We start from the raw sequence: 20,504 nt of genomic DNA on the forward strand, positions 1-20,504 counted from the left end.
GACCTACGCCTCCACTGCCTTCTTGAGGGCCTCCACGCGGTCGGTGCGCTCCCACGTGAACTCCGGGAGCTCGCGGCCGAAGTGGCCGTACGCCGCCGTCTTCGCGTAGATGGGCCGCTTGAGGTCCAGGTCGCGGATGATCGCCGCGGGGCGCAGGTCGAAGACCGCGCTGACCGCCTCCTGGATCCGCTCGTCCGGCAGGGTGCCCGTGCCGAAGGTCTCCACGAAGAGACCGACCGGCTCGGCCTTGCCGATCGCGTACGCCACCTGCACCTCGCAGCGGCGGGCGAGACCGGCCGCGACGACGTTCTTCGCGACCCAGCGCATCGCGTACGCCGCCGACCGGTCCACCTTCGACGGGTCCTTGCCGGAGAAGGCGCCGCCGCCGTGCCGGGCCATCCCGCCGTACGTGTCGATGATGATCTTCCGGCCGGTGAGCCCTGCGTCGCCCATCGGGCCGCCGACCTCGAAGCGGCCGGTCGGGTTCACCAGGAGCCGGTAGGCGTCGGACTCCAGGCTGACGCCCTCCTCGACCAGCTCCTTGAGGACGTGCTCGACGACGTACTCGCGCACGTCGGGCGCGAGCAGGCCCTCGACGGAGATGTCGGCGGCGTGCTGCGAGGAGACGACGACCGTGTCGAGGCGGACCGGGCGGTCACCGACGTACTCGATGGTGACCTGCGTCTTGCCGTCCGGGCGCAGGTACGGCACGGTGCCGTTCTTGCGGACCTCGGTGAGGCGGCGCGAGAGGCGGTGGGCCAGTGCGATCGGCAGCGGCATCAGCTCGGCCGTGTCGTCGCAGGCGTAGCCGAACATCAGGCCCTGGTCGCCGGCGCCCTGCGCGGCCAGCTCATCACCCGTGCCCTCGACCCGGGACTCGTACGCCGTGTCGACGCCCTGGGCGATGTCCGGCGACTGCGCTCCGATGGACACCGACACGCCACAGGAGGCGCCGTCGAAGCCCTTGGCGGAGGAGTCGTAACCGATGTCGAGGACGGCCTCGCGCACCAGCTTCGCTATCGGCGCGTACGCCGTCGTGGTGACCTCGCCGGCGATGTGCACGAGACCCGTGGTGATCAGGGTCTCCACCGCCACCCGCGAGGACGGGTCCTCGGCGAGGAGCGCGTCGAGGATGGTGTCGCTGATCCGGTCGGCGATCTTGTCGGGGTGGCCCTCGGTCACCGACTCCGAGGTGAAGAGGCGGCGGCTCATGCCTGGACCTCCACCGGGGCCTTGAAGAAGTGCTGCTCGATGGCGCCGAGGGTGCGGATGGACTCGACCTCCAGGGTCTCCATCTGGATGGCAGTGCCGCTCTCCTGCTCCAGGAGGAAGACGAACTCGACGAAGGACAGCGAGTCGATGAGCCGGTTCTCGATCAGGTCGAGGTCGGGCGCGATGTCCTCGCGCTCCGGGTGACGCTCGAGGATCCAGCTCTTCACCGTCTGCAGGCCGTCGGCCATGGTTGCTCTCCTTTAGCTGCTACTGGATGGGTGGGGCGGGGGCGATGATCGGGGCGGCCACCGCCACCGCGTAGTCCACGTCGTGGCTGATGGACACGGTGATCTCGGTGATGCCGGACGCGGCGGCCATCTCGGCGGCCGACCGGTGCAGCTCCACGAGCGGCCAGCCGCCCTCGGAGCGCCGCACGACGATGTCCGGCCAGGGCAGGAACCTGCCCCTGACCCGTAAGGTCTTGAAGGCCGCTTCCTTGGCCGCGATCCGCCCGCACAGGCTCAGTACGTCGAGCCCGGAGGAGGTACGGCAGTCGGCGAGCTCGCCGGGGGTGAGCATCCGCTCGAAGAACCGCTCCCCGTACTGGGCGAGGAGCCTGCGGACACGGTTGACGGACACGATGTCCATGCCGAGGTTCGCCCACCCCAGGCCGCCCGCCGGCGGGGCGGCGGGACGGGCCGGCACGTCAGATCACCGGCCCGGCCGCGCCACTCGCGCCGTCCCGCACGCGCGCGTTCGCGTCGGACTCCAGGCGGGCGTTCGCGTCGGACTCCAGGCGGGCGTTCGCGTCGAGCACCGCCGCCGTGGCGGCCTCCCAGCCGCCGTGGCGGCGGGTCAGCGCGGACAGCCACCGTTCGAGGCCGAAGGCGACACAGCTGGTGAAGGCCGGTCCGCCGGTCGACGCGAGCGTGATGTCGCAGCGGTCGCCGAAGAAGTTCCGGTGCGTGTTGACCGAGGCGATCGCCAGGTCCTCGTACAGGAACTCGTACTTCACCGGGGTGAGCCGCTGGAGGAGCGCCTTCGAGCCGCCCTTGTCGAAGAACGGGTCGCAGGCGGCCTCCCTGCTCAGCGGCAGGTCGAGGGCGGTGGCGAAGGCCTGGATCCTCTCCGTGAAGTCCGCGAGGTGGGTCTCGGCGTGCTCGCGGGCGCCGATGGCAACGATCTCCCGCATGCGGAAGCCGAGTTGGCGCCGCATCCCCTCGTAGTGGGTCTCCTTGCGGAAGCACCAGGAACAGATCGTGACGAGGGTGTCGTCGGCGACCCGGGTGCCCTGGTGGTCGAGGTAGACGGCGTAGCAGGACGCCGAGGGCAGTCCGAGGCCGGCCGGTTCGAGGGCGGCGGCGGGCCATTCGCCGCGCTCGGCGTCGAAGGGGGCGGTGAGGCGCCCCTCCAGGTCGAGCGGGGCGGCGAGGACGGCCTGGTGCGGGAAGTTGTCGTAGTAGTCCAGCTTCGCCAGGTCGGCGGCCGGCAGGAGCGGGGGCATGGTCATCGGGCGGGCGCCCGCGGTCACTCCCCAGCTCTCGAAGGTGTCGTCGAGGAGCCGCAGCAGGCGGGTCGCCTCCGGGCCGAGCGAGGGAAGGCCCCGTGTCGCCCCGACGGTCTCGGGGGTGGTCACACTCATGGTGGGTGCACCTCTCAGGTGGGAGGTTCCCGGGGACTCAGACGACGGGCAGGGTGTCGTCGGAGAAGATCCCGGTCTTCAGGAAGAAGGCGAGCGGCTTGCGGATGGCCTTGCGCTCGTGGGGGCGGCGGCTCTCGTCGGCGACCAGCGCGTTGCGCAGGGCCAGCGGGTCGGGGATGCCGGCGTCGCGGTAGACGTGCGGGTTGTAGAGGGAGTTGATGCTGTAGACGACGTACCGCTTGAGGTACGCCTCCACCTCGCGGACCCGCCCGGCGCTCACGGCCTGGCACATCCGGCCGTACAGGAGGGAGACCAGCTCGCGCCCGAAGGCGATGTGGCGGGACTCGTCCTGGTGGTGGATGCGGTTGACCTCGCGGATGGTGTGGCAGAGGGCGTCGTCCTTCGCCATCCGGGCGTTGTAGTGGTCGACGAGCTCCTCGAAGAAGAGGATGCGGGTGAAGACGAGGAAGTTCTCGACCTCGGGCTCCCAGGCGGCGTCGGCGCGCATCGCGGTGGAGCCGTAGATCTTGTTGCCGTAGCGGCGGCAGAACTCGGAGAAGAACCACATGTGTTCGTTCTCCTCACCGATGAAGTGGTGGAAGAAGTCCGACGGCACCTCGAAGCCGGGCATGTGGATCCGGCCGACGACCTCGATGAGCAGCTCGCGGATGCCGTGCACGTTGAGGCTGTAGAAGTTGATGGACTCCCACTTCGACAGGCGCTGAAGCGTTTCCTCACCGAGGGTGTCGTAGTGCTCGGTGCCGTGGACGGTGAGCAGCTCCGGCGTCATCCAGAAACGGTTCTCCTCCAGCGTCTCGGGCCACTGGAAGGTCTGGTACGGGTTGTAGTAGTCCTCGACGGAACGCTCGCTGAGCCGCTCCAGGACCTCCATGAACCGGTCGGTGACGGGCAGGGGGGCGGTCACGCCCATGGTCAGGCTCCTCTTGGTCGGTTACGGGCGGACTTCGTAGACCGCGTTCACGGGGGTCTCCGTCGCGCGCCGCCAGCGGGTGAAGCCGGCCTCCTCCGCGATGGCCCGGAAGGCCTTCTCACCGGAGTGGTTGCCGAGCGCGTGCGGGCCGCGCTGGGCGACCGCGACGGGCAGGCACATCACGGCCGACAGGGCCATGAACATGCGGGCGGCGGGCGTCTGGACGTCGATGTCCTGCGGGGACACGTTCGACTCGACGAGCATCCAGGTGCCGTCCGCGTCCAGGGACTTGTGGACGTGCTGGGCGGCGGCGACCGGGTCGCCCATGTCGTGCAGGGCGTTGAAGAAGCACACCAGGTCGTACCCGGAGCCCGGGTAGTCGTCGGCCGAGGCGACCTCGAAGACGACCCGGTCGGAGAGACCGGCCTCCTCGGCGAGCTCCCGCGCGATCGAGATGGCCTCCTCCGAGTAGTCGAAGCCGTGGACGGTGGCGTTCGGGAAGGCGCGGGCGATGAGGAGGGTGGTGTGGCCGACGCCGCAGCCGACGTCCGCGACCGTGCCGCCTGCGGTGAGCTTGTCGGTGACGTGGTGGAGCGCGGGCAGCCAGTCGGGGACGAGCTTGTGCTCGTACGTCGGCTGGAAGAAGGAGCCCATGCCGGTGTCGAGGGCCGCGTCGTGCTCGGCCCAGCCGACGCCGTCACCGGTGCGGTACGCCTCCACGAGCAGGTCCTCGGTGGCGTACAGCGCCTTGAGGGCGGTGAAGAACCCGGCGGCGTACGTCACGGCCTTCGGGTCGGCGAGCACCTCGACGTGGTCGGCGGGGAGCGTGTACGTGAGGGAACTGGGGTGCCGCTCGACGTACCCGGCGGAGAGCTGGGCGTGCAGCCACTCCTCGACGTACCGCTCGTTCGTGCCGGTCGCCTTCGCGAGCTGCCCCGCGGTGAGGGGCCCGTCGGCGGCCAGCGCCTTGTACAGACCGAGGCGCTCGCCGAGGGCGACGGTCAGACCGCGCACGGCCGCGCCGGCGTCGGTGATGACCCGCTGGTGGAAGTCGTGGGCGCTCATGCCGCCTCCTCCTGTCGATGGGTGGGCAGGTCGCACGTGCTGTGCCGGCCCGGGGGGCGACCCCCGGACCTCCGGTGGGCGGTCACGCGGCCACCCTCGAACCGGCGCCGGTCGCACCGGGCAGGTCGCACGTGAAGAGGAAGGAGCGGGGGACGCGGGGGACGGACCTGGCCGGGACCGGGTAGGGCCAGCGGTCGAAGTCGGCGCCCGGCTCACCGGGCTGCTTCACCTCGCGTACGGCCCAGCCGCAGTCGTCGAGCAGCGCCTCCGGCTCCTCGGTGCCGAACAGCCACGGGTTGCCGTCCTCGTCCAGGGCCTTCATGAAGCCGCGGGCGAGCGGGTTGTCCAGGGCTGCCTTGGAGATGACGTCGCCGAGCAGCACGGAGCCGGGGGCGGCGTGCGCGGAGAGCGTCGAGATCAGGGTGCGTACGGCGTGCTCGGGCAGGAAGAACAGCAGGCCCTCGACCACCCACAGGACGGGCTCGTCGCTCTTCCAGCCCGCTTCCTTCAGGGGGCCCGTCCAGTCCTGGGTGAGGTCGACGGGGACGGTGATCCGGGTGCGGCCGGCCGGCTGCGGCTCGCTCGCGAGCATCTCGGCCTTGGCCTCCAGGAGCGCCGGGCGGTCGAGCTCGTAGACGGTGACGCCGTCCGGCCAGGGCAGCCGGAAGAAGCGGGTGTCCATGCCGGCGGCGAGGAAGACGACCTGGCGGATGCCCCGCTCCTCCACGGCCCGGACGATGGCGCGGTCGAGGTAGGTGGTGCGGATGGCGAGGAACGGCACGGTGCCGCCCCCCGCGTAGCGCTCGAGCAGTTCGAAGCCGATGCTGTCGGCGACGGTGCGCGCGTAGGGATCGGCGAACAGCCGGTCCTCGCGCTCGGTCTCCAGGGCGCGCGCGGCGGCGGTCCACTGGGCGGTGCGGGATACGGCCTCCACAGGAGGTCCCCCTTCGGTTTGGTTTCCGGTGATACGGACGGCCGTGTTCAGCGGCCTGACGGAAGGACGGCTCCGTCAGGCGCTCATGACCGGGACACAGCTCTTCGCCGGTCGCGCACAGGCGACGGGATCCTCGGCCGCGGGCATCGACGACAGATGGCCGGCCTCGGCGTCGGCGGGGCGCCGGCGGAAGATGCTGTGCAGGATCATGCTGAACACGGCCGTCCCGTCGGGGGCCACGAGCGTGCACCGCGGTTTGACGGTGCCGGTGGCGGGATTGAACGGCGACGGGGTGGCGCCGAGGATCTCGACGCGCGCGGTGAGGACGTCACCCGGGCGGACGGGCCGCAGGTAGCGGACCTCGTCGATGCCCGGCGAGCCCATACAGGCGCTGTAGGCGAGCAGTCCGTCGACGTAGCGGCGCATGAACATCGCCTGGGTGTGGAACCCGCTCGCGATCAGGCCGCGGAACTGCGACAGCTCCGCGCGCGCGGGGTCCGTGTGGAAGGGCTGCGGGTCGAAGCGCCTGCCGAACTCCAGCACCTCCTCCGTCGTGACGGTGACGGTGCCCAGCTCGTGGACGTCGCCGGGCCGGAAGTCCTCGAAGTAACGCATCACGCGCCCCCCTTGACCTAGGAGTGGTCTTTCCCTGGCGACATCCAATCTACGAATTGACCATTTATTTTGTCAACCCAAAAGAAGCCCCGACTACCTTCGGGCGAGGGCCTGTTCGAGGTCGGACCAGAGGTCCTCGACGTCCTCGATGCCGACGGACATCCGCACCAGGCCTGCCGCTATCCCGGCGGCGGCGAGCGCCGGCCCGTCCAGCTCCCGGTGCGAGGTGGACGCCGGGTGCGTCACGAGCGTCTCCACCCCGCCGAGGGAGAGCGCGAGCCGGGCCACCCGTACCCGCTCGATGAGGTCCCGGCCGGCCTCCCGGCCGCCCGCGAGCTCGAAGGAGAGCAGCCCGCCACCGCCCGACAGCACCTTCCGGGCGACGGCGTACGAGGGGTGGCCCGCGAGCCAGGGGTAGTGGACGGCCGTGACGCCGGCGTGGCCTTCGAGCCGCTCGGCGAGGGCGGCGGCGTTGGCGCAGTGCTCCCGCATCCGCAGCGGCAGGGTGGGTATCCCGCGCAGGGTCAGCCAGGCCGCGAACGGGTCTGCGCAGGCGCCGAGTTCGACCGTGCGGGGCCAGACGCGGTGGCGCAGGGCGTCGTCGGCGAACACGGCGGCGCCGCCGAGGACGTCGGAGTGCCCGGAGAGGTACTTGGTGGTGGAGTGGACGACGATGTCGGCGCCGTGCTCCAGGGGGCGGCACAGGACGGGTGAGGCGAGCGAGTTGTCGACGACGCTCGTCACCCCGAGCGCGCGGGCGGCGGCGAGCAGCCCCGGCAGGTCGGGGACCTGGCCGGTCGGGTTGGCGATGGTCTCCAGGACGAGCAGCCGGGTCGCGGGGTGCACGGCGGCGGCCTCGACCTCGGCCGGGTCGTCGCCCGATATCCGTACGACCTCGATCCCGTACCGCTCGGCCAGGTCCGACAGGACGGCGTGAGTGCCCCCGTACAGGCAGCGCTGGGCCACCACCCGGTCACCGGGCCGCAGGAGCGCGAGCAGCACCCCGCTGATCGCCCCCATCCCGGAGGCGAAGGCGATGGCCCCGGCGCCTTGTTCGAGCCCGGCGAGGGTCTGCTCCAGGGCCCGTACGGTCGGATTCCCGCGGCGGCTGTAGACGTACTGCCCGTCGGGCCCGGCCATGGCCTCGGCGAGCTCGGCGGCGGAGTCGAAGGCGAAGGCGGAGGACTGCACGAGGGGCACGGAGAGCGGCCAACTACCGCCCTGGAAGGGCTCGTTGAAGACGTGCACGGCACGGGTGTTCAGTTCCATGGCTTTCCTTCCCTGGTACGGAAAAGGGTCCGCGATACGGAAAAGGGGCCGCCCGACGTCCGGGGAAGGACATCGGGCGGCCCCTTCGGGGCGGTTCAGGCGCTGACCTTCTCGCCCTGGGCGGTGGGAGCGGTGGCGGCCTCGGTGGCGACCGTCTTGTCGCTCTTCATCACGAGCAGGGTGATGACACCGCCGAGGGCGGCGACGATCGCGGCGCCGATGAAGGCGGCGGAGAAGCCGTCCGTCAGCTTCGGCAGGTTGCCGAGCTGGTCGGCGCCCTGGGACATGGCGACGGCGGTCAGCGCGGCGAGGCCGAGCGCGGAGCCGACGTTGTAGGTGGTGTTGACGATGCCGGAGGCGAGACCGGCCTGCTCCTGCGGGGCGCCGGACATGGCGGCGATCATCGCCGGGATGTAGGCGAGGGACATGCCGAGCGCGGCGACGAGCGAGGCCGGCAGGACGTCGACGAGGAAGGTGCCGGTCGGCGGGACGGCCGCCAGCCAGACCAGTCCTGCCGCGAGGACGAGGAGGCCGCCGGCGATGAGCGGCTTGGCGCCGAACCTGCCCATGAGGCGGGCGGTGATGGCCGTCATGAAGATCATGAGGAGCACGGTCATCGGGAGCAGCGCGGCACCGGACTCGAAGGCGCCGTAGCCGAGGACCTGCTGGAGGTACAGGTTGAGGAAGTACCACATGGGGATCCACGCGGCGCCGAGCAGCGTCATCGCGAGGTTGGCCGAGCCGAGGCGCGGGACCCGCCAGACGCTGAGCGGCATGAGCGGCTCGCTGATGCTCTTCTGGATCACGAAGAAGAGGCCGAGGAGGACGGCGGCGCCGACCAGCTGGAGGATCGTGCCGGTGGAGCCCCAGCCGACCTCGGGGGCGCGGACCACGGCGAAGACGGCGAGCGCCAGGCCCGCGGTGACGGCGACGGCGCCGAGGACGTCGACGGAGCCGCGGCGGGACTCGACGTTCGGCAGGAGCTTGGTGGCGGCGAGGGTGGCGAGGCCGATCGGGATGTAGATGATGAAGACCCACTGCCAGCTCATCCACTCGGTGAAGACACCGCCGAGGAAGACGCCCGCGGTGCCGCCCGCGGGAGCGGCGGTGCCGTAGAGCGCCATCGCCTTGCCGAGCTCCTTCGGGTCGTGCATGAAGAGCATCATCAGGAGGGTCATGGCGGAGGGCGCGATGAGCGCACCGCCGACGCCCTGGACGGCGCGGCCGACGATCTCGACCCAGGCGGTCTGCGCGGCTGCGGCCACGACGGATCCGGCGATCATGACGACCCAGCCGGAGACGAAGATCTTGCGGGCTCCGACGAGGTCGGAGAGGCGTCCGCCGAGGAGCAGCAGACCGCCGAAGACGATCACGTAGGCGTTGAAGATCCACGAGAGCTCGCTCTGCGTGAAGCCGAGGTCCTTCTGCATCTCGGGGAGTGCGACCCCGATGATCGAGGTGTCCATGATGACCATGAACTGTGCGGCGGCGAGCACGACAAGTGCCCACCAGCGCCGGGGATTGACGGTTGACATTGCCCTGACCCTTCGCTCGCGACGAGCCCCGAGCGGCCCTTCCTCCGGGGCTCGGGGTATACCCCTAGGGGGTACCTTCGCGGAGCACCGTAGCATACCCATGGGGGGTATGTAAGGGAGAGATGAGGGCGCGTGGGAAGCACCCCTTCCGCACCGCCCGCCGGGCAGAATGCCCCCATGACCGCAGAGGAAGACCACGAGCTGCTCCCGCGCTGGAACGCCACCCTGCTCGCCGCCCGCGCCGGCCGCGAGGGCCCCGACCCCGCCCCGTACGGCCGGAACCTGCTCTCCCGCTGGGCCGAGCCGCAGCGCCGCTACCACACGGTCGGCCACCTCAGGGCGGTCCTCGACCGCATCGACGAACTGGCCGACCAGGGTGGCGAGGGAGGCGAGTTGGAGCTCGTACGGCTCGCCGCCTGGTTCCACGACGCGGTCTACCGCCCGGACCGCTCGGAGAACGAGGAACGCTCGGCGGTCCTGGCCGAGAAGGCCCTCACCGAGACCGGCCTCACCCCGCACGAGGTGGCCGAGGTGGCCCGCCTCGTCCGCCTCACCGTCACCCACGACCCCCAACCCGGCGACCTCAACGGCGAGACGCTGTGCGACGCCGACCTGGCGATCCTGGCGACGGAGCCCGATACCTACCGGGGGTACGTGGACGCGGTACGCGAGGAGTACGGCTTCGTCCCCGACGACGCCTTCCGCACGGGCCGCGCCGCCGTCCTCCGCCAGCTCCTCGGCCTCCCCCGGCTCTTCCGTACCCCGTACGGCGCCGCGGTGTGGGAGGAAAGGGCGCGGGAGAACATGGAGCGGGAACTCAAGGAATTGACGGACATGTCCGGCCGATGACCGTACCGCTCCAAGTCGAGCACTCCCTCGGGGAGCTCTCCTTTGGTCCGCTCAGGGGACCCGGGGGCTCCGTGGCCGGCTTGACGGATCTCGACCGCTGCCCCCGTCTCGCATCGCGAGAAAAACCCGGACGCCCGGAATGACAGGTACGAACAACCGGTTGACGCATGTCATGCCGTCCATGCCCGCCGAGCCCACGACACCCGCCACCGAGCCCGCCTCCCCCGGCACGCCAGGCACCCGCATGCCCCTGGCCGTCTACATCCTCGGCCTCTCCGTCTTCGCGCTCGGGACGAGCGAGTTCATGCTCTCCGGCCTGCTGCCGCCCATCGCGGAGGACATGAACGTCTCCATCCCCCGCGCCGGACTGCTCATCTCGGCCTTCGCGATCGGCATGGTCGTCGGCGCACCGCTCCTCGCGGTGGCGACGCTCCGGCTCCCCCGCAAGACGACCCTGATCGCCCTGATCACCGTCTTCGGCCTGGGCCAGATAGCGGGCGCGCTCGCCCCCAACTACGCCGTCCTCTTCGCCTCCCGCGTGATCAGCGCCCTCGCCTGCGCGGGCTTCTGGGCGGTCGGCGCGGCGGTGGCCATCGCGATGGTCCCGGTGGGCTCGCGCGCCCGGGCCATGGCGGTCATGATCGGCGGCCTCTCCATCGCGAACGTCCTCGGCGTCCCGGCCGGCGCGTTCCTCGGCGAGCACCTCGGCTGGCGCTCCGCGTTCTGGGCGGTCGGCGCGGCCTCGGCCATCGCGCTCGTCGGCGTGGCGACCCGTATCCCGCACATCCCGCTCCCCGCGACGAAGCCCCGCCTCAAACGGGAACTGGCCATCTACCGCGACCGCCAGGTCCTCCTCTCCGTCGTCGTCACCGCACTCGCGGCCGGCGGCGTCTTCTGCGCCTTCTCCTACCTCGCCCCGCTCCTCACCGACGTCTCCGGCCTCGACAAGGGCTGGGTCTCGGGCGTCCTCGGGCTCTTCGGCATCGGCGCCGTCGTCGGTACGACGATCGGCGGCCGCGTCGCCGACGCCCACCTCTTCGGCGTGATGCTCACGGGCATAGCCGCCTCCACGGTCTTCCTCGTCGCCCTGGCCCTCTTCGCGACGAGCCCGACCGCCACGATCGTCCTGACCTTCCTCCTGGGCGTCTCGGCCTTCTACACGGCCCCGGCCCTCAACGCCCGCATGTTCAACGTCGCGGGCGCCGCCCCCACCCTCGCCGGCGCCACCACCACCGCCGCCTTCAACCTCGGCAACACGGGCGGCCCGTGGCTCGGCGGCACGGTCATCGACGCCGGCCTCGGCTTCGCCTCCACGGCCTGGGCGGGCGCGGCGATGACGGTGGTGGGCCTGGCGACGGCGGCGGTGGCACTGAAGCTCCACAGCTCCACGTCCCGCGTGGTGACGTCCGGCGCGCCGGTGGAACCGGCGACCCTGTCGTCGACCCGCTGAAATTCCGCTCGTCCGGGACCGTCACCGCCCTACTGTGGCGCGGTGACGACTCGGATGATCATCTTCAACGGCGCCTCCAGCTCGGGAAAGTCCGGCATCGTACGGTGCCTGCAGTCCGTACTGCCCGACCCGTGGCTGACGTTCGGCTGCGACTCGTTCGTCGACGCCCTGCCCGCGAGGATGCGGGACGCGGACGGCGGGATCGTGTTCGGCGCGGACGGCGGGGTCAGCGTCGGCGAGGACTTCCGGGCCCTTGAGGCGGCCTGGGCGCAGGGCGTGGTGACGATGGCCCGCGCGGGCGCCCGGATCATCATCGACGACGTCTTCCTGGGCGGCGCGGCCTCCCAGACCCGCTGGCGCGACACCCTCGGCGACCTGCCCGCCCTGTGGGTCGGCGTCCACTGCGACCCCTCGGTGGCGGCGGGCCGCGAGATCGCCCGGGGCGACCGCACGCCCGGCATGGCCGCCCAGCAGGCCCGGATCGTCCACGAGGGCGTCGCGTACGACCTCACGATCGACACCACCCACACCGAGTCCCTGGCCTGCGCGCGCACGATCGCGGCCCACGTGGCGGCCTCCGGCTGAGTCCGGCACTCAGCGGCTTGCGACCAGGCAGTACTCGATCATTCCGTCGCGCAACCCGAGCCGCGTGAAACCCGACCTCGCCAGGACCCGGCCGGACGCCGGGTTGTCGGGGTGGTCCTCCTCCGAGGAGGCGGCGGTCACCCGTCGTAGCGCGGCGACGCCTCCCCCTGCGCCGGCCGGCTCTTCGGTCGCCGCAGCCCCGCCTCCGTGAGGCGGCGCAGGAGTTCCTTGGAGCCGACCTCGACCGCGCCGCCCGCCACCGCGTCCGCGTAGCGGTCGGAGGGGATGTCGTAGTGGTCGCGCTCGAAGGCGCGGGGCGGCGCGCCGATCGAGGCGGCGAAGGTGTGCAGCTCCTCGAAGGAGACATCGCTGACCAGGTGCGACCACATGCGGCCGTGGCCGGGCCAGGTCGGCGGGTCGATGTAGAGCGTCACGCCCGGACCGCCTTCACCTCGTGCTCGTACCGCCCCTTCACGTCAGGCCGCCCACCGGTGCGACCACCACGCCCTGCTTGCCGCAGACCCAGTGCGGGTCCGGGCCCAGTTCCGGTTCCACGTCCAGGGCGTGCGGGTCGCCCGCCGAGCAGACCGGGCAGAGCGGCCAGCGGCCGTACCGTTCGAGCAGGGCGTCCTGGACGTCCTGGGCGACGAGACCCGCGACGTACGCCACGCCCTCGGGCCACTGCTCGACCCACCAGCGCCGGTGGGTCACCGCGTCCTCCACCATCGACACGACCTGCGCGGCGGCGACCTCCCGGGCCGCCAGGTCGGCCAGTACCAGCGCGCGAGCGGCGTGCAGCGCCTGCTCCACGGAGTCGATGTCGTCCATGCAGTCATTGTCACCCGCCACGCGCCCACCACACGAGACAGGGCGAAGGCGCCGGCCGGATCCGGGACCGGCGGGGTCTTGTCGCCCCCACGCTCCCGAAAGTATCTTTCAAAGGTGACCAATGATGTGAAGGAAAGTTTCACGAGCGGCGCGCCGCCCGCGCCCGCCGCCCTCGCGGCCAAGGTGCGGACCCTCGCGCCGTCCATGACCCGCTCCATGCAGCGGGTCGCCGAGGCCGTCGCCGGAGACCCGGCCGGCTGCGCCGCGCTCACGGTCACCGGCCTCGCCGAACTCACCGGCACCAGCGAGGCGACCGTCGTCCGCACCGCCCGCCTCCTCGGCTACCCCGGCTACCGCGACCTGCGCCTCGCACTCGCCGGGCTCGCCGCCCAGCAGCAGTCCGGCCGCGCGCCCGCCGTCACCGCCGACATCGCCGTCGACGATCCGATCGCCGACGTCGTCGCCAAACTGGCCTACGACGAGCAGCAGACCCTCGCCGACACCGCCGCCGGACTCGACACCGTGCAGCTCGGCGCCGCCGTCGCCGCCCTCGCCACCGCCCGCCGCATCGACATCTACGGCATCGGCGCCTCCGGCCTCGTCGCCCAGGACCTCGGCCAGAAACTCCTCCGCATCGGCCTCATCGCGCACGCCCACAGCGACCCGCACCTCGCCGTCACCAACGCCGTGCAGCTCCGCTCCGGCGACGTGGCCATCGCCATCACCCACTCCGGCTCCACCGGCGACGTCATAGAACCGCTGCGGGTCGCCTTCGACCACGGCGCCACCACGGTCGCGATCACCGGCCGCCCGGACGGGCCCGTCACGCAGTACGCCGACCACATCCTCACCACGTCCACCGCCCGCGAGAGCGAACTGCGTCCGGCGGCCATGTCGTCCCGGACCAGTCAACTCCTGGTCGTGGACTGCCTGTTCACCTGCGTCACCCAGCGTACGTACGAGACCGCGGCCCCTGCCCTCGCCGCCTCGTACGAGGCCCTCGCCCACCGTCACGCCCCCCGCACCCGCTGACGCCCATGCGCTGACCAAAGCGACCACAGCACCGCAAGAGCCGAAAGAGCCGCACGTGTCTGCTACCTACTCCGAACTCCGCGCCCAGCTGGCCACGCTCACCACGGAAGCGTTCCGTCCGGAACTGGCCGAGATCGACCAGCTCCCCACCGCCGAGATCGCCGCGCTCATGAACGGCGAGGACGCCACCGTCCCCGCCGCCGTCGCCCGGCAGCTCCCCGCCATCGCCGCCGCCATCGACGCCACCGCCGCCCGCATGGCCCGCGGCGGACGTCTCATCTACCTCGGCGCCGGCACCGCGGGCCGCCTCGGCGTCCTCGACTCCAGCGAGTGCCCGCCCACCTTCAACACCGACCCGTCCCAGGTCGTCGGCATCATCGCGGGCGGCCCGTCCGCCATGGTCAAGGCCGTCGAGGGTGCCGAGGACTCGAAGGAGCTCGCGGCGCGGGACCTCACCGCGCTCGGCGTCACCGCCGACGACACCGTCGTCGGCGTCTCCGCCTCCGGCCGCACCCCGTACGCCATTGGCGCCGTCGAACACGCCCGCGCGCTCGGCGCGCTCACCATCGGCCTGTCCTGCAACGAGGACAGCGCGCTCGCCGCCGCCGCCGAACACGGCATCGAGGTCGTCCCCGGCCCCGAGCTGCTCACCGGCTCGACCCGGCTCAAGGCGGGCACGGCCCAGAAGCTCGTCCTCAACATGATCTCGACGATCACGATGATCCGGCTCGGCAAGACCTACGGGAACCTGATGGTCGACGTCCGCGCCTCCAACGACAAGCTCCAGGCCCGCTCGCGACGCATCGTCGCCCTGGCCACCGGCGCCCCGGACGAGCAGATCGAGACCGCACTCGCCGCCGCCGACGGGGAGGTGAAGAACGCGATCCTCATGCTCCTCGCCGACATCGACGCCCCGACGGCCGAACGCCGGCTGCGGGAATCCCAGGGCCACCTGCGCGCGGCACTGCACGCGCCCGAGCCCACCGCGTAACCACCGCCCCTCACCCGCAGAGAACGTCCTCCGCCGGCCGCACCCCCTCTGTCAGGAACCGCGTCACCGCCCCGTCGCCGCACGCGTTCCCGTTGCCCAGGTAGACCCCGTGGCCGCCGCGGTCGACGCTGACGAGCCGTGCCCGCTCGCCGAGCGCCGCCCGCATCCGCAGCCCCTTGGCGTACGGCGTCGCCGGGTCCCGCAGGTTCTGGATCATCAGGATGTTCGACGGGCCGCGGTCGGTGATGCGGACGGGCTTCTCCACGGCCCCGCCCTTCCAGAAGGAGCAGGGCGTGATGCCCGCCGGCATCCCCGCCGTCAGCGGATACCGCGCCCGGTCCGCGGCGACGGCGCGCTCGTACGCCGGTACGGACGCGGGCCAGTCCACGTCGTTGCAGATGACGCCCACGGTGATCGCGGCGTCGGCGTCCGGCATCGACCCGGAGAGCTCCCGCGGCAGCGCCGGCCGCCCCGCCGGGTCGAGCGCCTCCGTCACCAGGCGGGCGAAGGACGGGAAGGCCGCGTCGGAGTAGAGCGCGAGCTGGAACGCCTGACGGAACACGGTCCCCGTCAGCGGCGCCCCCGGCGTCGTCGTGGCGCGCGGCTCCCGGTCGAGCCGGGCCGCCAGATCGAGGACGACCTGCCGTACGTCCCCGGGCCGCTCCGCGAGCCGCAGGCCCTCCGCCGCCCTGTCCGGGTGCGCCGCCCAGGCCGCGAAGTCCGGGAGCCGGTCCTCGGCCCCCCACGCCATGCCTTCGAGCCAGCCCCGGGCGACCCGCCGCGGGTCGGGGTCGTTGCTGCTGTCGAGAACCCAGCGGTCGGTGCGGCCGGGGTACTTCTCGGCGTACGCGGCCGCCACATACGCCCCGTACGAGGTGCTCCACGCCGACAGCTTCCGCTCGCCGAGCGCCTGCCGCAGCCGCTCCAGGTCCCGGACCTGGTTCGCCGTCGACAGGCCGCGCAGCATCGCGCCGCCGTTACGGGCGCAGGCCTCCGCGATCCGCTTCGAACGGGCCACGTTCTCGTCGATCCCGCCGTCCGCGCCCGGCCAGGACCGCAGGGTCACCATCCACCGGTCCTCCTCGGCGAGCCCGCACCGCGCCTTCGCGGAACCGCCGACCCCGCGCGGATCGAAGGCCACCAGGTCGTACGCCCCGTCCATCTCGCCCGCCAGCGCGGCCCCCTTCTGCGCGAGCCGCTGCACACCGGAACCCCCGGGCCCACCGGGAATCACCATCAGCGTCCCGCGCCGCGCCTCGGGCCGCGTACTGGGCAGCCGGGACACGGCGAGCTCGATCTGCTCGCCGCCCGGATCGGTGTAATCCAGTGGTACGGAGAGCGTGGCGCACCGCTGCCCCGAAAGCGGCTTCACGGCAGGGTCACAGTCCCCCCAGTCAAGCCCGGCCGCAACGGCGGGGGCGGCCCCTCCCCCACTGACGGCGACCCCGGCGACGGCGGCGGCGGAGAGGGCGAGCACCAGGGCCTTACGTCCACGATTCGTTGTCATGCGCACAGCCTCCCGAATCCACCCCCGCCACCCCATCCGGCAGGCACGCCGGTCAGGGGTGGGGCCAACCCCCGGCCGCCCGGGCCTGATTGACTGGCCGGGTGAACGCGCGCGGAGGGTACGGGAGCCACCCGGAGTACATCGGCAAGGTCCTGGGGCTCCTGGGCGAGGACGTACTGCTCCTCTCGTACGAGGACCAGCGGGAGTTCGCCGCGGCGAGCCTGAACCGCTTCCGGACCATCGGATCGGCCCGGCTGGACTGGCGGGGAGCCCACGTCGTCGAGCGGTGCGAGGCCTACGACGGGGCCGCCCTGGCCTCCCTCCTCGGCGTCCACGCGGGACCCGACGAACTCGTGGTCGTCTTCTGGGACAACTTCGTGGTCCCGTCGATCGCCCTGCCGGCCGCGTCGGCGGCACGGCACGCGGGCGCGATCCTCGACGAGGGTTACGCGTGCTGGATCCTCCTGACGGACAGCGGGATCCTGATCGAGTTCCAGGACGGCGAGGGCATGACGGTGGGAACGCCGCCGCCCCCGTCGGACGGCGAGCGGGAACGCCCGAGGGCCCGGCCGTCACGACGGCCGGGCCCTCGGGGGAAGCGGGAGGCTCAGTAGAGACCCTTGAAGGTGTGCCAGCCGCTCGCGCCGATCAGCGCCCGCGTGCCGTACGCACCCGTCCCGGTGCTGCTGTACCGCCACAGCTTCCCGGCCGCGTCACGCGCCACGAGGTCGGAGCGACCGTCCCCGGAGAGGTCACCGACGCCGACGAGCGAGGTGTACCCGCCCCAGCCGACGCCGACCTGCGCCCGCGCGGACACACCACCGGTCGCCGTGCCGTAGTACCGCCACAGCACACCCGCCGCGTCGACGGCCAGCAGGTCACCACGGCCGTCACCGTTCAGGTCACCGGCACCCACGAGCTTCTTGTACAGCTTCCAGTTGGCGCCGAAACGGACCCGGGGCTTCACCCGGTGATCGGCCGTGCCGCCGTAGAAGTACACATCGCCCGTCGACGCCTGGCGCGCGATCAGGTCCGCGTACCCGTCACCGTTCACGTCACCCGGCGACGTCAGCACGTCGTACTGCCCCCAGCCGGAGCCGACGAGCGTGTACGGCGAGGAGGCCGAGACGACCTTCCCGCACCCGGGCCGGTACGCCCGCAGCTGGTCGCCCACGCGGACGTACACATCCGCGCAACGGTCCCCGTTCAGGTCACCCACCGGCACGAACACCGACGAGGTCGCGAACTTCGCCCCCGAACCGGCGATCCGCGCCGACACCGCGCCCGTACCGGTCCCCCGGTACATCGACACGAGCCCCGCCGTGTCCATCACCAGCAGATCACCGAAACCGTCGTCCCCGGCGAGATCACGCCACACGGCCGCGCCACCGGACACCGACACCGTCCCGGACGAGGACAGGTCCGCCTGAACGCCGTCGGCGGCCTTCGCGGTCAGCGTCCACGTGTAGGAACCGTTCACGACGAGGCGCCCCGCCGCGTCCTTCCCGTCCCAGGTGGTGCTGACGATGCCGCGTGCCTCACCCCCGCTCAGCGTCCTGACGACCTTGCCGGTCGCCTTGTGCTTGAGCGTCAAGGACCAGGAGGCGGCGGGCTTGGACAGCCACCAGCGGGGCTTCCATGTGCCCGTCCTCAGATTCACGCCGGCCGCCGCGTCCGCGTCGATGACGGAGATCCGGGAGGCCGGGACGCCGGACGGGACGATCCGCACGCGGCGGTCGGGACCGGTGTAGGCGACGTGCCCGCCGAAGCGGTCAACGGTCCAGCCGGCGCGACGGGCCGTGTTCCCGCCGAGGTCAGCGGGGGTGGCCACCACGCGGTGCGGCGCGTCGGCAAGGTTCCCGCTCGTCGGGAGACCGCTGCGCACGTCGTAGAGGGTGAGGCCGGTGACGTCCGAGCGAGAGACGAAGTAGCCGTCGCCGAGCAGGACGTCGTCCTGGCCGAGGCGCAGGGTGCGCCCGCTGGCCTGGTCGTACAGGCCGGCGCCCTTGAAGTCGTCGCCCCAGAAGTTCGTGCACTTCCAGTACACGAGGCGGCCCACGGCCTGGAGCTGGCCGGGGACGCAGCCCGCGTCGAAGGACTGCACCGTGGCGGCCGCCGCCGGAAGCGTCTTGGAGACCACGGTGGTCGACGGGTTTTCGCTGCCCTCCTGGCGACCGAGGGCGCTCCACAGCGTGTTGCCCCAGACGGCCGAGGCGACTGGCGTGCGCTTCTGGAGGACGGCGCCGGAGTCGGTGCCACGGAACTCGACGACGGCCTGGCTGCCGTCCCAGCCCTGGTTCACCACGCCGAACCGGCCGGAGAGGTCCACGAGCTGCGGACTGCCCAGTCCGGTCGTCAGCCTCGGGCCGGCCGCGGCGGACCCGTTCCGGTAGAGCATCGTCAGATCCTGCTCGGTGCCCGCCTTGCGGCCGTGGTGGCCGTCGCCGCTCGCGAACATGCTGACGCAGTAGACGAGCCACGTGGGGCTGCAGTCGTCGTCCCTGCCCTGCACCAGGCCGTCGACGGTCGAGCGCAGCTCCTCGGGCCGCCCGGAGGTCTTCAGCCAGGTGCTCCGGTAGCCGCCGATGATGCCGCCCGGCTGGTACAGGTTCGAGTCGTCGGCCGTGGTGAGGATGCCGCTGCCGAGGGAGATGCCGTAGGGCTTGGCCTCCATGTCCTCGATGTCCGCGAGGCGCTTGCGGGCGATCGTGCCGTCGGCGGCCTCGGAGAAGAGGTAGTACCCCCAGTCGAGGGCACCGTAGGTGGTGTTCTGCTCGGCGCCGGCGACCAGGAGCGAGCCGTCGGGCGTGCGGTGCACCGAGGGGGAGGCGACGGCCAGCAGTGACTTCCAGGACCCCGAGGCGTCCCGTAGGACGAGATGGTTGCCCCGGTACCCGCCGTCGTTGCCGGAGCTGGGCGGCGTCACGGTGACGAAGTCGTCGCCGAGCCGCCGGACGACGTCGTCGTAGGAGGCGATGTCGCGCATGTCGAGGGTGGTCGGGGCCGCGTCCAGGTCGTCGCGGCGGTACACCTGGGCGTCGCTGCCGGACGGGGCACCCATGTGGAAGACCGTGTCCCGGTCGAACGAGACGCTCTCGCCATGGGTGGAGAGCGTCTTGATGCTCCCGGCGGCGAGGTCGACGACCCACCACCCCTGGGACATCGTGCTGTTCTCCCACTTGATGCCACGGACGGCGACCGATCGGGCGTCACCCTCGCTGATGGAGAGGTTCCAGCCCTCGGGCAGGCCCTCCAGCTTCTGTTCCCGTACCCCTCCGTCCTCCGGGTGCAGGAGGTGCAGGCTCGTCACGGCGCTCTCGGTGCCGGTCCGGGTGATGACGGTGTCGCCGTACGTCGCGACGTACGTCTGCCCCTCCGGGATCGGGACCGTGGTCGTCGCACCGCCGCCCGCCCGCTGCTGGAGCGTCACGTGCGGGGTGGGACTCTCGGAATGGACGGCGACGGTGTCGGAGCCGTGTCCGAAGTCCGCCGGGTACTCGGTGAAGCGGTACTGGTCGACGTCGTACGCGAGCGGCTTCGGCAGGCGGTGGTCGAGGACGGTGGTCGCGCCGGTCGCGTAGTCGATCCAGCGGACCCGGTCGTCCCCCTCCTGTGCGGTGAGGAAGCCGGTCTCCCCGGCGTTCAGGACGATGGTGGCGCGGGGCACGAAACGGGCGCCCGGGCTGACGACAACGGCGTCGCCGGACGTGGTAGCGGCGGCGGGTCCGGTCGTGGCGGCCGTCAGGCCTGTGGCGCCGAGGGCCGCGGTCAGTGCGAGCGCGACGGCTCTTCGGACGGACAAGTACGTGTCCCCTCGTACGGGTGCGAAAGCGGGTACGACGAGGGAGGGCGGGCACGGCGGGCAGGGCACGGGGCGGACTGTGGACCGCGCCGGACGGGGCCGGCGGGACCCCCCCTGTCGGCAGCCGGATCGTACATTCACGCGAGCCGAAGACGCCAGAAACTTTCCCCGGCGGGATGCGAAAGGCCCCTTCCCGGACTCGCGACCTGGGCTTTCACCTCAACTCCCCGTATTCTTGAGGGACTCGGAGGGAAGGT

The 20,504-nt window shown here is 71.9% G+C and carries 20 protein-coding genes; 6 read left to right on the forward strand and 14 right to left on the reverse strand.

Annotation, left to right across the window (positions count from 1 at the left end; translation table 11 throughout):
* Nucleotides 1–3: 3 nt before the first annotated feature.
* The 10 genes from metK to ACIRB7_RS04150 form a co-directional block, all read right to left on the reverse strand.
* Nucleotides 4–1,212 (reverse strand): methionine adenosyltransferase, encoded by a 1,209-nt coding sequence (gene metK, locus ACIRB7_RS04105; protein ID WP_403591967.1) that lies wholly within the window; start codon nt 1,210–1,212, stop codon nt 4–6.
* Nucleotides 1,209–1,460 (reverse strand): phosphopantetheine-binding protein, encoded by a 252-nt coding sequence (locus ACIRB7_RS04110; RefSeq protein WP_403591970.1) that lies wholly within the window; start codon nt 1,458–1,460, stop codon nt 1,209–1,211. Before ACIRB7_RS04110 ends, metK begins: the two co-directional genes overlap by 4 nt.
* A 19-nt stretch (nt 1,461–1,479) precedes the next feature.
* On the reverse strand, nt 1,480–1,917 hold the full coding sequence (gene acpS, locus ACIRB7_RS04115; RefSeq protein ID WP_403591973.1) for a holo-ACP synthase: 438 nt from the start codon (nt 1,915–1,917) through the stop codon (nt 1,480–1,482).
* A gap of 1 nt (nt 1,918) precedes the next feature.
* The gene (locus ACIRB7_RS04120; protein ID WP_403591976.1) at nt 1,919–2,854 is read right to left on the reverse strand and encodes a hypothetical protein; all 936 of its coding nucleotides are present in this window, start codon (nt 2,852–2,854) and stop codon (nt 1,919–1,921) included.
* 37 nt (nt 2,855–2,891) lie between these two features.
* On the reverse strand, nt 2,892–3,785 hold the full coding sequence (locus tag ACIRB7_RS04125) for a diiron oxygenase (RefSeq protein ID WP_403591979.1): 894 nt from the start codon (nt 3,783–3,785) through the stop codon (nt 2,892–2,894).
* Nucleotides 3,786–3,806: 21 nt separating this feature from the next.
* On the reverse strand, nt 3,807–4,850 hold the full coding sequence (locus tag ACIRB7_RS04130) for a class I SAM-dependent methyltransferase (protein ID WP_403591982.1): 1,044 nt from the start codon (nt 4,848–4,850) through the stop codon (nt 3,807–3,809).
* Nucleotides 4,851–4,932: 82 nt separating this feature from the next.
* Nucleotides 4,933–5,784 (reverse strand): class I SAM-dependent methyltransferase, encoded by an 852-nt coding sequence (locus tag ACIRB7_RS04135; protein ID WP_403591985.1) that lies wholly within the window; start codon nt 5,782–5,784, stop codon nt 4,933–4,935.
* Between the two features lie 75 nt (nt 5,785–5,859).
* Nucleotides 5,860–6,399, reverse strand: a complete 540-nt coding sequence (locus ACIRB7_RS04140; RefSeq protein WP_403591988.1) for a MaoC family dehydratase — start codon at nt 6,397–6,399, stop codon at nt 5,860–5,862.
* Between the two features lie 93 nt (nt 6,400–6,492).
* Nucleotides 6,493–7,668, reverse strand: a complete 1,176-nt coding sequence (locus ACIRB7_RS04145) for a trans-sulfuration enzyme family protein (RefSeq protein WP_403591991.1) — start codon at nt 7,666–7,668, stop codon at nt 6,493–6,495.
* Between the two features lie 95 nt (nt 7,669–7,763).
* The gene (locus tag ACIRB7_RS04150) at nt 7,764–9,203 is read right to left on the reverse strand and encodes an MFS transporter (RefSeq protein WP_403591994.1); all 1,440 of its coding nucleotides are present in this window, start codon (nt 9,201–9,203) and stop codon (nt 7,764–7,766) included.
* Nucleotides 9,204–9,380: 177 nt separating this feature from the next.
* Between ACIRB7_RS04150 and ACIRB7_RS04155 the strand changes: the two genes are divergently transcribed.
* From ACIRB7_RS04155 to cpt, 3 genes are all read left to right on the forward strand, one after another.
* Complete coding sequence (locus ACIRB7_RS04155) at nt 9,381–10,052, forward strand: hypothetical protein (protein WP_403591997.1); 672 nt, start codon at nt 9,381–9,383, stop codon at nt 10,050–10,052.
* Between the two features lie 244 nt (nt 10,053–10,296).
* Entirely contained in the window at nt 10,297–11,502 is a 1,206-nt protein-coding gene (locus ACIRB7_RS04160; RefSeq protein WP_403592501.1) for a Cmx/CmrA family chloramphenicol efflux MFS transporter, read from the forward strand.
* A gap of 54 nt (nt 11,503–11,556) precedes the next feature.
* Complete coding sequence (gene cpt, locus ACIRB7_RS04165; protein ID WP_403592503.1) at nt 11,557–12,087, forward strand: chloramphenicol phosphotransferase CPT; 531 nt, start codon at nt 11,557–11,559, stop codon at nt 12,085–12,087.
* A gap of 137 nt (nt 12,088–12,224) precedes the next feature.
* Here the strand turns inward: cpt and ACIRB7_RS04170 are convergent, their stop codons facing one another.
* A complete protein-coding gene (locus ACIRB7_RS04170) occupies nt 12,225–12,521 on the reverse strand; it encodes a DUF4031 domain-containing protein (protein ID WP_403592000.1) in 297 nt (98 codons plus the stop codon).
* 37 nt (nt 12,522–12,558) lie between these two features.
* Nucleotides 12,559–12,915 carry a hypothetical protein gene (locus ACIRB7_RS04175; RefSeq protein WP_403592003.1) on the reverse strand — a complete coding sequence of 119 codons (357 nt, stop codon included), beginning with the start codon at nt 12,913–12,915 and terminating at the stop codon, nt 12,559–12,561.
* 114 nt (nt 12,916–13,029) lie between these two features.
* Here ACIRB7_RS04175 and ACIRB7_RS04180 point away from each other — a divergent pair, with 114 nt between their 5' ends.
* Both ACIRB7_RS04180 and murQ read left to right on the forward strand, forming a co-directional pair.
* The gene (locus tag ACIRB7_RS04180; RefSeq protein ID WP_403592006.1) at nt 13,030–13,947 is read left to right on the forward strand and encodes a MurR/RpiR family transcriptional regulator; all 918 of its coding nucleotides are present in this window, start codon (nt 13,030–13,032) and stop codon (nt 13,945–13,947) included.
* A gap of 55 nt (nt 13,948–14,002) precedes the next feature.
* Nucleotides 14,003–14,938, forward strand: a complete 936-nt coding sequence (murQ, locus tag ACIRB7_RS04185) for an N-acetylmuramic acid 6-phosphate etherase (RefSeq protein WP_403592009.1) — start codon at nt 14,003–14,005, stop codon at nt 14,936–14,938.
* A 10-nt stretch (nt 14,939–14,948) separates the two neighbouring features.
* On the opposite strand, the gene ACIRB7_RS04190 is transcribed toward murQ, so the two are convergent.
* Nucleotides 14,949–16,445 carry an alpha/beta hydrolase gene (locus tag ACIRB7_RS04190; RefSeq protein WP_403592012.1) on the reverse strand — a complete coding sequence of 499 codons (1,497 nt, stop codon included), beginning with the start codon at nt 16,443–16,445 and terminating at the stop codon, nt 14,949–14,951.
* Nucleotides 16,446–16,546: 101 nt separating this feature from the next.
* Here ACIRB7_RS04190 and ACIRB7_RS04195 point away from each other — a divergent pair, with 101 nt between their 5' ends.
* Nucleotides 16,547–17,059 (forward strand): hypothetical protein, encoded by a 513-nt coding sequence (locus ACIRB7_RS04195; RefSeq protein ID WP_403592015.1) that lies wholly within the window; start codon nt 16,547–16,549, stop codon nt 17,057–17,059.
* On the opposite strand, the gene ACIRB7_RS04200 is transcribed toward ACIRB7_RS04195, so the two are convergent.
* Nucleotides 17,053–20,247: an FG-GAP-like repeat-containing protein gene (locus tag ACIRB7_RS04200; protein WP_403592018.1), complete on the reverse strand. Its 3,195-nt coding sequence runs from the start codon at nt 20,245–20,247 to the stop codon at nt 17,053–17,055. The two genes, ACIRB7_RS04195 and ACIRB7_RS04200, sit on opposite strands and share 7 nt — an antisense overlap.
* Between the last annotated feature and the right edge of the window lie 257 nt (nt 20,248–20,504).

The sequence above is a fragment of the Streptomyces sp. NPDC093795 genome, from assembly GCF_044764665.1.
GTDB lineage: Bacteria > Actinomycetota > Actinomycetes > Streptomycetales > Streptomycetaceae > Streptomyces.